Below are 11991 nucleotides of genomic sequence, written 5' to 3'. Positions count from 1 at the left end.
GGATGTCCCCTTCGAGCAACGTCTCCCGCCGCACCCTGACCGCGGCGGCCGGCGCGGCGGCGCTGGCCGCGGCCGGCGGGCTCGGCGCCCGCCCGGCCCACGCGGCGGACGGCGGCCCCACGGCCACCGACCCCGCAGCCACCGATTCCACGGCCACCGACCCCACAGCCACCGATTCCACGGCCCCCGACCCCGCAGCCGCGCCCGAGGCCGACCAGACGCCCACGCAGTTCCGCGGCATGTGGCTGACCACCGTCTTCAACCGCGACTGGCCCAGCCGGCCCGGTCTGCCGGCCGAGACCCAGCGGCAGGAGCTGCTCGCCCTGCTCGACACCGCGGTCGATCACCGCCTCAACGCCGTGATCCTGCAGGTCCGTTCCACGGCCGACGCGCTCTGGCCCTCACCGTACGAGCCGTGGGCGGCGGTGCTGACCGGCGTCCAGGGCCGCGATCCCGGCTGGGACCCGCTGGACTTCGCCGTCCGCGAGGCCCACGCCCGGGACCTGGAGCTGCACGCCTGGTTCAACCCGTACCGGATCGCCACCCAGCCCGACCCCGCGCAGCTGGTCCCCGACCACCCCGCCCGGCAGCACCCCGACTGGGTGGTGCCGTACGCCGGTTCGCTGTTCTACAACCCGGGCCTGCCCGAGGTGCGCCGCTTCGTGCAGGACGCGATCCTCGACGCGGTCGCCCGCTACGACGTGGACGGCGTCCACTTCGACGACTACTTCTACCCCTACCCCGTCGCCGGTGAGGTCTTCGACGACGACGACGCCTACCGCAGCCACGGCGGCGACTTCCCCGACCGGGCCGCCTGGCGGCGCGACAACGTCGACCAGCTGGTGCGCGAGACCGCGGCGCGGATCGCCGAGCTGAACCGCTCGCCGTCCACCGGTTCGGGCCGGCCCCGGCGCCCGGCGCGGTTCGGGATCTCCCCGTTCGGGGTCTGGCGCGAGCGCTCCACCGATCCGCTGGGCTCCGACACCCACGGCGGCCTGACCTCGTACGACGACCTCTGCGCCGACTCCCGCGGCTGGGTGCGCAACGGCTGGCTCGACTACATCGCCCCGCAGCTCTACTGGTCCATCGGCTTCGCCGCCTGCGACTACGCCGAGCTGGCCCCCTGGTGGGCCCAGGTGGTGCGCGGCACCGACACCCTGCTCCACCTCGGCGAGGCGCTCTACAAGGCCGGCGACCCGGACCAGTCGGCGCCGTGGCAGGACCCGGCCGAGCTCTCCCGACACCTGACCCTCACCCAGGACCTCCCCGAGGTGCGCGGCAACATCTTCTTCACCGCCGGTGACGTGGCCGGGGATCCGATCGGGGCGATGCGCCAGGTCGTCACCGACCACTACCAGACCCGGGTGAGACCGCCGCACTGACGGGCACCGGGAAACGGACATACCAGGCGCCTGCGAGGCCTCCGCCACCTCCGCTCCACCCAAACGCCACAGCAGCCACACCCGCCCCTCCGCTACAGTCATGGGCCGACGCACCGCAGCCTCGCGGTCCGTCAGTGCGCGCGGGGGCGCCGAACCGAGTTCCACCATGCCCCCGCGACTGGACCATCCTTTTCATGGGGGACTTCGTTCTTATGCGTACCACCACGCTCCTGCGCGCCGCCGTTCCGACCGCGGCGGCGCTGACGCTGCTGCTGACCGGGTGCGGCCCGGACGAGACCACCGCCACCGGCAGCACCACCAGCGCACCGGCCACCGCCGCGAGCACCCCGGCCTTCCACCCCGGCAGCAGCACCGCGCCGTCCGGCGCCGCACCGACCGGCGCCCCGACCTCGCCGGCCACCCCGAGCGCCTCGAAGTCCGCCGCCGCACCCGCGGGCGACGCCTTCCCCGGCGCCCTGGCGGCCGGTGCGCAGGCCAACGGCGTCTTCACCGACCACCAGCAGGGCGACATCTCGCTCGCCATCGGCCCGGTGAAGATCGTCAAGGGCGACATCGCCGACCTGGCCAAGTTCGACCTCAAGCCGGACCAGACCACGGGCAAGACGCCGTACTACGTCTCGGTCAGCTACACCCACACCGGTGGCAACGGGATCTTCGAGCCGTACTTCAACCTCCAGCTGCGCGCGATGCTCGACGCCCAGACCCAGGCGCCCAAGCTCGACCTGCTGAGCTCGTTCCCCAAGTGCTCCAGTGACGTCCCGGTCGGCGGCGCCAACTTCGTCAAGGGTCAGACCGAGCACGAGTGCGCGGTCTACCTCGCCCCGAGCGACAAGCCGATCAAGTACATCCTGTGGATGAACAAGGACAACACCTCGCTGGCCTGGAAGGCCAGCTGACACGGTGACGGCCTCGCGGACCCGCTGCGGGTCCGCGAGGCCGTCGTCCCTGCACTGCGCAGGTCTGCGGAGACCTGTGCGCAGGTCAGGCCCCGTCCCGCGCCTGGGCCTGCTCCTGGAGCAGGCCCGCGATCCGGGCCAGGTCGTTGCCGATGTCGGTGATGCCGTTGATGTCGGTGCTGGGCGTCGAGGCGCCGTTCACGGCCAGGTAGAAGGTGTGCAGGCAGCCGTGGCCCGCGTCGAGGTAGCCGCCGATGGTCATGGCACCGGCCGCCAGGCGGTTGTTGAGCGCGTCGAGCCCGGCCACGGCGCCGGTCTTGGCCCACACCTTGCCCTTGCCGGGACAGGTCGCGGACCCCACGCACACATCGGCCAGCAGGCCGTCCACCCCGAGGATCGGCTGCGCCAGCTGGAACCGGGTCGCCTCCGGCGTCCCCTGCCAGTAGTGCAGGATCTGGTTGATCGCCCGCGGGGTGACCCGGTCGACCGGGTTCCCGCCGCGCCCGTCCAGCAGTTGGGCCTGGGTCGGGTCGACGCCGGCCTGGCGCAGGAAGTCGTTCAGCACCGGGAAGCCGTCGATGCACTGGTGGCTGCCCGCCGTGACGGCCATCAGGCAGACGGCCAGGTTCGCCCCCAGGTTGTGGCTGACCTTGAAGATCAGCCGCGCGTACTGGGCGTAGTCCGGCGAGACGTAGGCGGCCACCCGCTGCGTGCCGTCATAGGAGTCGGGCAACAGCCCGGTGGGGTTGGGTCCGGTCGGTGCGGCCGTCACCGTGACCCCCGCCCGGGCCAGCGCCTCGATCAGCGCGGTGCGGCCGAAGGTGTCCGGGTCCTGGATGGTGGAGACCCGCAGCAGCGGCTGCGCGTCGGCCGCGATCGTGCCCGACAGGCTGATGTGGGTGCCGTCCGGCGAGGCGGTCACCGTGATGTTGGTACTGCCCCCTGCGGCGACCGTCTGCACCGTCGAGTCCACCTGGTAGGGCGCGACCTGGGGACGCCAACTGAGCTGGGCCGGCCGGCCGGGAGCGGTCGGGGTGGTCAGCAGGTCGATCAGGTTGTCGTTGATGATCAGCGGGGTCGGCGTCGGGTCCAGGTCCGGGAACGAGGTGAACAGCCGCGAGTCGACCGCCACGTCCCCGTTCACCTGGGTGATCCCCGACTGGCGCACCTGCTGGGCGATCTGGTTCAGCCCGGCCAGCGGGTCCTCGGGGGTGAGCGTCGCGAAGGGGACGTCGTTGGCGTAGGTGTGGTCGTAGGTGGTGAAGTCCACCGTGCCGTCCGGCTTGGTCCGCCCGCCCATGGTGAGGTCGCCCTGCGCGACCAGCGCCAGCGAGCCGTTCAGCGTCGAACCGTCGCGCTCGCCGAGGGCCTGCACGGGCGTGCTGAACCGGTGGTCCCCGCCGAGCGCGTGCCAGGCGCCCGAGACGCTGAGCAGCTTCGCCGTCGAACCGGGGATGAAGAACTGGTCCGGGTACTGCGAGTGGACGATCCGACCGGTCGAGTCGTCGACCTCCAGCAGGCCCCACTGGGCGTGCTGGTAGGCCGGCTTGGCCATGATCGCGCGGATGTCCTGGCTCAGGCCGTCGTCCCGCCCGGCCGTCGTCAGCGCCGCACCGGCCGTCAGCGCCGCGCCGGCCGTCAGCGCCGCGCCGGCCGTCAGGGCCGTGGTCAGCAGCAGGGTGAGGGCGGTGGCCCGGCCGCGCCCACGGCCGAACCTCGAAAGTCTGGGGAGCAAGCTCATGAGCGCACCTGTTCTGGGCCGGGTACCGGCACCGTTCTGACGGGGGATCAGCTCCGCCAGACATACCGCGCCGGGTACGCCGTCCGAACCTCCTGGCGCGCCGTTCACCCGCTCGCCGCGTACACTCCGCCGCCGGACCGCCGGACCGCCGGACCGTCAGACCACCGGACCACCGCGCCGCACCGGCTCGGACAGGCCCTAGCCGTCCAGCAGGTCGAGCTGCACGAACGGATCGTGGTGCAGCTGCTCGAAAGGGACACCCGTACGGTGCAGCACCCGGGCGGCGGCCGTGATCATCGGCGCGGGGCCGCAGAGGTAGGCGTCCGGCTGCTGCCACGGGCCGGACTCCGCCAGTGCCTCCACCAGCGAGCGCCTGGTCAGCTGGGCGTCCTCGTCCGAGATCGCCGCCCGCACGGTGAGCCAGTGGTGGCGCTGGGAGAGCCGCAGCAGGTCCTCCAGCCCGTACAGCTCCTGGGCCGTGCGGGCACCGACGAACAGGTCCACCCGCCGCTGCGCGCCGTCCAGCAGGGCCTGCTCGACCAGCGCGCGGATCACCGCGAGCCCGGTACCGCCCGCCACGCACACCACGTCCCTGGTCGCGCCCGGGTCGATGGCCAGCTCGCCCAGCGGCATGCCCAGCCGCAGCACGTCGCCGACCACGGCCTGCCCCACCAGTGCGCTGCTGATCCGGCCGCCGGGCACCGCGCGGACGTAGAAGGTGATCGTCCCGTCCGCCCGCGGCGCGTTGGCGGGCGAGTAGTAGCGCCAGACCTTCGGCCGCCAGGGCGTCTCCACGCTGACGAACTGCCCGCCGGTGAACGCGTACGGCTGGTCGGGCCGCACGGTGATCTCCGCGAGGTCCGGGCCGCGCCGGACGTGCCGCACGATCGGCGCGTGCCACACCGCCGGCCGTTCGGCCGCATCGGCCACCGCCGCCTGGTCCATCGCCTGGGCGGCCATGCCGTAGGCGCGGGCCCAGGCACTGGCCACCTCCGGCGTCCAGGCCGGGCCGGCGAAGTGCTCCAGCGTGTCCAGCAGGCACTCGCCGACCGCCGCGTAGTGGCCGCTCAGCGTGCCGAACTTGCGGTGGTCGCGCCCCAGGTCACCGCAGAAGCGCGCCAGGTTCCGCTGGTCGTCCACCAGGTCGACGATCAGCAGCAGTGCCCGCACCAGCCGGTCGTGCTGGACGTCCATGTCCGGCGGGAACAGCTCACGGACCTGCGGATAGCGGCTGAACAGCGTCCCGTAGAAGCGCACCGGCAGCGCCGCCGCATACGGCTCGACCGCCGCCCGGCTCGCCCGGATCAGCCCGATGTCATGGGCCGACAGCGCCGCCCCGCCGGCACCCCGCTCCGTCACCGGAGCCATCGGAGTCACCGGAGCCATCGGAGTCACCGGAGCCATCGGAGCCGCCACCGAGGTGGCTCCCGGCAGGACCACCGGATTCGACGGCGTGACGACATCACCGGTGGAGCGCCTGGCGCGAAACCTCACTTGACGACTCTCCCATCGAGCTCTTCGCGCCTGGAACGATTGCCTCAGGGCAGGAAACGACGACATTCTGCCCATAGGGCCGATCAGGTCGGCAACCATCACCTGGTGAAGTGTTTGTGAATGGCCAAACCCACTGGTACGCCTGCTAGTACGGCCACCCCCCACACCGGGGTTCACCCGACGGAGCCGCCGGACCCCGGCCCGTGACCGGCGAATCCCCCGATCTTCGGGCTCCGGTCCCGCCCGACCGGTTCAGGGCGACCCGTCGCAGCTGCCGGCCGGCTGTAGGGTCAGTACCGTCGCCTCCGGCACGGTGACCACGCCGGGACCACTCGCCGCGGGACGGATCAGCACCTGACGCTGGTCGGCCGACAGCAGCTCGCCGCAGAGCGACCCGGTGTTCGTCACCACCCTGACCAGGTGCGTCGCCGCACTCGGCGTGGTGGTCGTCCACGACACCGCGAGCGCGCCCACGACCAGCAGCAGGCCCACCACGCAGCAGACCGAAGCCCGGGCGAGCGCCCGGGTCACCCGGAACGCCTCCCGCTCGGTCCAGCGCCGCAACGCCTGACCGCCGAGCACGATCTCCGGCTCCGGGGCTCCGTTCGCCGCCCGGACCGCCAGCAACGATCCGGCCACCAGCAGCAGGAACGCCCCGACCTGCAACCCGGACGCAAGAACCCGCGCCCAGTCCGGCAGGTCCGCCAGGTTGTCCCGGCCCTTCAGCAGCGCCAGCACGGTGAGCAGCGCCGTCAGCCCCGTCAACCCGGTCCGCCAGCCCTCGGCCTGCCGGCGCAGCTCGGGCAGCCGGGTGAACTCCAACTCCCGGGCCAGCAGAGCCCAACGGCGGTCGTTGCCGCCCCCGCTCACGGCTGGAACCGCCAGCTGGCACCACAGCCGACGAACCCCGGATCGGGCGGCAGTTGGGGGTGCGGGTGCCCGCACTCACAGAAGTGCACCTCTCCGACCAGCGGCTCCGGTTCCGGTTCCGGCGGCGTACCCCGCTGCCCGACCAGCCGGTCGAAGATCCCCTTGGAGCCGGTCCCCGGCACTCCCCGCCGGTGCTCCGTCTCGGTCCGGCCATGGCAGCGCGGGCAGGCTCCGGACACGACGACCCCACCGCCGTCCGGGGAGGCGCGCTGGGTGAGCACCGGGGTGGTGAGGGTGCCCAGGTACTCGTCCAGGTAGGGCTTGCTGTAGTCGTGCGATCGCTGCCGGCTCACTGCTGCTGCTCCTCGTCCTCGGTGACGCTGTCCTCGGTGACGCTGTCCTCGGTCACCCTGTCCTCGGTCACGCCGTCCTCGGTCAGGCCGTCCTCGGTGATGGGCGAAAGCTCCAACCCGAAGAGTTCGGCGTAGTGCTCAAGTCGTCCCCGCACCCACCCGGGTGACTCCCCGACCCCAGCGGCGGCGAAGGCGAGCCGCTCCGGGGTGACGGTGCCCGCAACGGCCGGCAGCATGCCGTCCAGCCCCTCGGAGAGGACCACCAGGTCCTGCCAGCCCGGGACGGTCTCGGGGATGCCGTTCAGCAGCGGCGGCACGGCCTCCAGGCTCAGGTACGGGGTGATCCGCTGCCAGGTGCGCAGCACGGGCTCGCCGAGCCGCCCGGCGATACCGACCAGGTCGAGCGGCCCGAGGGGCTCGCCAGGTTCGGACACCCGATAAGCCGGATCGAGGGCCGCCGCGTCATGGGCGCCGGGCACCTCCTCCGGTAGCGCGGCGACGGCCTCGGCGGTCAACTCGGGCACCAGCGCGCCGATGGCCCGCAGCGGTGCCAGCGCTTCGAAGGCGGCACGGGCGCCGATCTGTTCGGCGCGGGCGTAACCGATGAGGCCTGCCGCGGTCAGCACACCCCAGCGGGGACTCTCGAACCACTCGTCGTAGTCCTCGTCGTCGCCCCAGTCGATCAACGCATGGACCTCGTGCCAGGTCGGCCGGTAGTCCTTCAAGTCCTCGGCCAGGTCCACTGCCAGGAGTTCCGGGCCGAGCCCCAGGTTGCGGGCCTCCTTGCGCGCGGTCTTCCACAGGTACGACAGCTTCTCGTTCAACTGCTGGCTGCCGGTGAACAGCACCTCCGAGCTCGGCAGCACCGGGTAGTCGGCGGCGTCAAAGGAAGGATCGCGACCGGAGAAGGCGTACCGACTGGGCACCGGCAGATCCTCCCAGGCCCGCAACAGCTCTGCGGCATCCGGGATGTCCACCCCTGCGCCGCGCAACTCGTCCACGGCATCCGCGAGTTCCTCCCGCGGCATGTCGTAGCGGTGGGCGAAGGCCAGATCCCGTAGCGAGATCCCTGCTTCCAGTCGCAGCCCGACGCCGTGCAGCCAGCCGGCCACCTCGCCGGTCCCGGACTCGGGGACGAAGCCGCGCCCGGCCGATCCGCTCGCGTACCGCCGCTGGTGGACCAGGCCCAGCCCTGCGGCCTCCCGCGCCAGGATCTTCTCGGCCTTGCGCAGCGAGATCTCCCACTGCGCGGCAAGGTCGATGGTGGCGGCCCAGGGCAGCATCGGGCTGCCACCGGGGTCCTCCACGACATAGCGCCGGAGCAGCACCGCCAGGTCGACCGGCACCTCGGCCCACCGGACGGCCAGGGCGAGGTCGGGCACCGGCCGGCCCAGCCAGGCGAACCGGGCCGTCCGCTGCAGGGCCTCGGCGACACCGATCGCCAGCGCATCGGCCACCACCGGAAGGTCCCAGGGGCGCACCGCCGGCCGCCGGGTCTTCTCGTCCACCCGGACATAGAGCAGTTCCAGATCGTGCCGGTCGCAGACGTGCTCGCGGTGGTGTTCAGGCACCTCGCCCAGCGGTCTGTCGAGGAACGGCGCGTAGCGCTCGCAGGCCTCGGCCAGCTCACCGAGCGAGTAGGCACCAGCCGACGCCGAGGCACGGACGATGCCGCTGAGGTCCATCGGCTCGTGCCGGCACTCGTCCTCCGCGGGGCCCTGGAAACGCTGGCGCTCCGGACCCAGCAGCCCTCGCATGATCGCTGCGTCCAGATGGTTCGGTTCCCAGCCCAGGTCACCCGCACGCACCCCCGGGCCGGCCAGCCGTGGATGGGCGATCCGAAGTCCGCGGACAGCTCGGAGAATCTCGGCCACCGTGGTCCCCTGGCGCTGGGCCGTCACCACCACGGTGCGCCAGTCCCGATCGGCCCTGGCCGCCACGTCCGCCCACCCTGGTTCGGGGACCGGGTGTCCGAGCGTCGACAGCGGTCCCGCGTGCTGCTCCACGGCCGAGCGGTTCCCCACCATCGTGGACCGCCAGGGCCGCACCGCCTCCCGGACAACGCGGTTGTCGCTGTGGCCCTTGTCGCCCAGGTGCCTGTCCAGGCTGAACCACCCGACCTCGTCCAGGCTCACCGTGCCACGGTGGCCGTTGCGCACCCGGATCCCCTGGCCACGCCACTGTCCCCAGATCGTGCGGGCCGCCCCGAGGTCCTGGGCCTCCAGCGCTCGGAGCCAGCCGAGCTCCAGCTCGGGCCAGGTCGCCAGAGCGTCAGCCCCCCGGCGCCACAACTCGGCGGCCCATGCCGTGTCGTACCGTTCCAGCTTCTTGCGGTTGACGCTCAGCTCACCGGCGTGCGGGCCGGTCAGATTGAGGACATAGCCGAACGGCCGCTTGTCGGTGGCGATCCCGTCGCAGAGGATCGCCCCGTTGCCCTTGACCCACCAGAGCCTGCCCGGCACGGCCTCGACCGCGGTATCCGCGGCGACCGACCGCGCGTCGAAACCGGGCAGGAGCGCTCCCGCCTCCCATACCCGGTCGGCTCCGGCCGCGCCGCCCACCTCCAGCCGGAACTCGCTGACCAGCACCAGGGCACGCAGGACCGACTCGCAGGACGCCGCCGACAGCGTGTACGAATGGCGCAGGTACAAGCGCACCCGGGTGCCCCCCTCGGGCAGTTGCTCACCGCCCTGCTCGTCGTCCTGCTGGATCCGGAAGAGGCTTCCGCTGCCCGGGATCTCCACGCGCAGGGCCCGCGCGGCCGGCCTGCCGTCCGGGCCGACCGACCGCGTGACGATCGTCATCTCGTCGGCGAGCATGAAGTAGCTGAAGACGCCGATCCCGAAGCGGCTGTTGGGGTAGAGCTTCAGCGAGGAGTCATGCCGCAGCCAGGTCGCCTGTTCCCGCCGGAACTCCCGGGACTGCTCGAACCGGCGGCCGGCCTGGGTGAAGGTGTTCGTGAGCTGGTCGACGGTCATGCCGACCCCGTTGTCGACGCACTCGACGTACCGGCCGCGGGCGTCCTCGCCCAGCTGGATCCGGATGACGCCCGTCCACGGCGCGGGCTGCCGGTCGAGCCCGGCCAGGTACCGCACGCGCATGCCCCGGTAGCGGCAGGCGTCCATCGCGTTCTGGTACAGCTCGCGCACCGCGAGCTGTGGCTCACCGTCGTAGAGCTTCTCACCCATCAGCAGTCGGCGGACTTCGGTCTGGGCCAGCGAGAACCTCAGCAGCGGGACGTCATAGGCCCGTTGTCCCCGGGCCTCGGCCGGCCGCAGCCGCTGGTCGGTGATCCGGGCCGGCAGTCCCATCAGCAGCTCCGCCTCGGGCGCGGCCAACCGTCCGGCCAACTCGCGAAGGCTGTGGGCCAGTTCGTCGGCCTCCGCCGCCACGGCGCTCAGCGCGGCATGGATCGCGGGATGCGGGCAGATGGAGTCGAGATGCAGGTACCGAGGCGCCGTCCCGGCCTCCTCGACGTCCCAGACGGCCTCCCGCAGCACCCCGACCACCTCACGGGGCAGCACCGCGTCGGAGACGGCCAGATGCTCCGCCAGGACGTCGGGCAGCGTGCGGGCATCGAGGGCCAGCAGTCCGGCCAACCGCAGCAGCGCCGCCAGCGGACGCACCCGCAGCCGCTGGGTGCCACCGGGCAGGGCGTAGCGCTCCGGCAGGCCACGCGTCTGGCCCTCGGGCGCCGCCCCGAGGGCCGGACCGGCGGCGACCAGGCACAGCGCGGTCGCCAACTCACCAGCCCGCCCGGTCAGTCGGTCGGCCGGAGCCGACGGATCCGCGCCCACGAGGCGGGCCGCGAACCCGGCCACCCCGTCGACCGGCACGGCCTCGTCGTCCGTCACGAAGCGGTCGGCGATCCACCGGTGCACCAGCCACAGGGCGACCATCTGCCCCTCGTCAGAGGGGGTTTCGCGCCACCAGTAGCGCCCCGAGAGCTTGTCGGCGATCTGCGCGTGCTGTTTGAGGACCTGTTCGTACTGCTGCCGCAACTCGTCCCCATCACTCACGTGGTGGACGAAGTGCGGCATCACGTCATGGGCCTGGCTGAGCCGGTCGGCCCAGGCCGCCTCGTGCAGGAAGACACCGGCGATCAGCGCGGTGACCTCCAGCGCGGACAACTCGGCGTCCTCAGCCAGCAACTGCGGCAGCCGGTCACGCAGCACCCGCACCGGAAACCCGTCGTCGGCCCACGGGTCGGGCAACCGCCGCTGGGCGTGATGGACCAGGCGGCCCGTCTGCTCGGCGAGGGCGGTCAGCTGCTCCTGACAGCGGGGCACCGACTCGGCGTCCGCCGCCGCGACCCGCTCCCAGAGCGCAGGCTCTCGGACCACCTCGCGCCAGGCGTCGAGCAGCCGCCGGCCCGGGGCCACCACGGTTGCCGCGGTCCGCTCTGCCAGGTCCCGCCCGTAGTGGATCTGCGCGTCCTGCCGCTCCGCCCGGTGACGCAGCGACAGCTCCCGGGCACGCCGCCGGGCCGTCTCGTAGACCTGGTCGACGGTGCCGGCCTCGGTCAGCGGGTCGAAGGCCTCGGCCAGGGCGAGGGAGAAGAAGCTGCCGTTCGCCGTATAGCCGCTGCGCTGCCCCGGCCTGCAGCCCGTCAGTACGGCGAAGCCTCCGTCGGGCGGTCCCTTGGTGATGCTGCTGCCGAAGACGGTGGGGCCCCCGTCCTCCGGCGAGCGGCAGGCGTCGATCAGCCACAGGACCGTGCCCGCACCACAGCCGGACAGGTACCTGCTGATGTCGGCGTCGAGCAGGGACTCCTGGATGTGCGGCTGCTCCCAGGCGCCGGGCTCGTCCTCGACGGGGGCCCGGGCGTCGGCGGGCACCAGGTAGTCGGTATCGCCGATCCGGACGCCGTGACCGGTGAAGTACAGGAGCAGGGTGCTGCCCGGCAGAGCCTTGCGCGCCATCCCGACGATCCGGTCGGTGATCTCGTTGCGGGGAGGGTCGCGCAGGATGTCGACCTCGTAGCCGGCTCCGCGCAGAGCCGCCCCCAGCGTCCGCAGGTCCGCGGTGACCGCGTCCTCCAGCGAGGCGAAGCGATGCTCCGCCGCCGGTGTGTTCCCCACCCCGATCAGCAGTGCGGTGCGTGTGCCCTGTGCCGACTGTTCCATGGCTGCCCCTCCCCTGAGCCCGTCCATGATCCCACCGCGCTCGGCGGGCTCGTGCATGCGCCTGGCCGCGCTCGCCTCGCCCGCCGCTGTCCCGCGCTCGCACCGCGG

7 protein-coding genes are annotated in these 11991 nt (G+C 72.6%); 2 read left to right on the top strand and 5 right to left on the bottom strand.

Annotation, left to right across the window (positions count from 1 at the left end):
- Positions 1-2: 2 nt before the first annotated feature.
- The gene (locus ACFZB9_RS15960; RefSeq protein ID WP_391447483.1) at positions 3-1382 is read left to right on the top strand and encodes a glycoside hydrolase family 10 protein; all 1380 of its coding nucleotides are present in this window, start codon (positions 3-5) and stop codon (positions 1380-1382) included.
- Positions 1383-1594: 212 nt separating this feature from the next.
- Entirely contained in the window at positions 1595-2299 is a 705-nt protein-coding gene (locus tag ACFZB9_RS15955; protein ID WP_391447481.1) for a hypothetical protein, read from the top strand.
- Positions 2300-2384: 85 nt separating this feature from the next.
- On the opposite strand, the gene dacB is transcribed toward ACFZB9_RS15955, so the two are convergent.
- The 5 genes from dacB to ACFZB9_RS15930 all read right to left on the bottom strand — a co-directional run bounded on the left by dacB (position 2385) and on the right by ACFZB9_RS15930 (position 11883).
- On the bottom strand, positions 2385-4040 hold the full coding sequence (gene dacB / locus ACFZB9_RS15950; protein ID WP_391447480.1) for a D-alanyl-D-alanine carboxypeptidase/D-alanyl-D-alanine-endopeptidase: 1656 nt from the start codon (positions 4038-4040) through the stop codon (positions 2385-2387).
- 198 nt (positions 4041-4238) lie between these two features.
- Positions 4239-5408 carry a globin domain-containing protein gene (locus ACFZB9_RS15945; RefSeq protein WP_391447479.1) on the bottom strand — a complete coding sequence of 390 codons (1170 nt, stop codon included), beginning with the start codon at positions 5406-5408 and terminating at the stop codon, positions 4239-4241.
- A gap of 378 nt (positions 5409-5786) precedes the next feature.
- On the bottom strand, positions 5787-6404 hold the full coding sequence (locus tag ACFZB9_RS15940; protein ID WP_391447478.1) for a hypothetical protein: 618 nt from the start codon (positions 6402-6404) through the stop codon (positions 5787-5789).
- The gene (locus ACFZB9_RS15935; RefSeq protein ID WP_391447476.1) at positions 6401-6757 is read right to left on the bottom strand and encodes a hypothetical protein; all 357 of its coding nucleotides are present in this window, start codon (positions 6755-6757) and stop codon (positions 6401-6403) included. The genes ACFZB9_RS15940 and ACFZB9_RS15935 overlap by 4 nt, the downstream gene beginning before the upstream one ends.
- Positions 6754-11883 carry a caspase family protein gene (locus ACFZB9_RS15930; RefSeq protein ID WP_391447474.1) on the bottom strand — a complete coding sequence of 1710 codons (5130 nt, stop codon included), beginning with the start codon at positions 11881-11883 and terminating at the stop codon, positions 6754-6756. The genes ACFZB9_RS15935 and ACFZB9_RS15930 overlap by 4 nt, the downstream gene beginning before the upstream one ends.
- Between the last annotated feature and the right edge of the window lie 108 nt (positions 11884-11991).

The organism is Kitasatospora sp. NPDC008050 (genome assembly GCF_042957465.1).
Classification (GTDB): domain Bacteria; phylum Actinomycetota; class Actinomycetes; order Streptomycetales; family Streptomycetaceae; genus Kitasatospora.
Note: the sequence above shows the minus strand (reverse complement) of the source record. Positions and strands in the feature narration are given on the sequence as shown.

Coding starts and splice junctions, on each gene's coding strand:
- ACFZB9_RS15960 (WP_391447483.1), top strand. CDS start 3: ATGTCCCCTTCGAGCAACGTCTCCCGCCGCACCCTGACCGCGGCGGCC.
- ACFZB9_RS15955 (WP_391447481.1), top strand. CDS start 1,595: ATGCGTACCACCACGCTCCTGCGCGCCGCCGTTCCGACCGCGGCGGCG.
- dacB (WP_391447480.1), bottom strand. CDS start 4,040: ATGAGCTTGCTCCCCAGACTTTCGAGGTTCGGCCGTGGGCGCGGCCGG.
- ACFZB9_RS15945 (WP_391447479.1), bottom strand. CDS start 5,408: ATGGCTCCGGTGACGGAGCGGGGTGCCGGCGGGGCGGCGCTGTCGGCC.
- ACFZB9_RS15930 (WP_391447474.1), bottom strand. CDS start 11,883: ATGGAACAGTCGGCACAGGGCACACGCACCGCACTGCTGATCGGGGTG.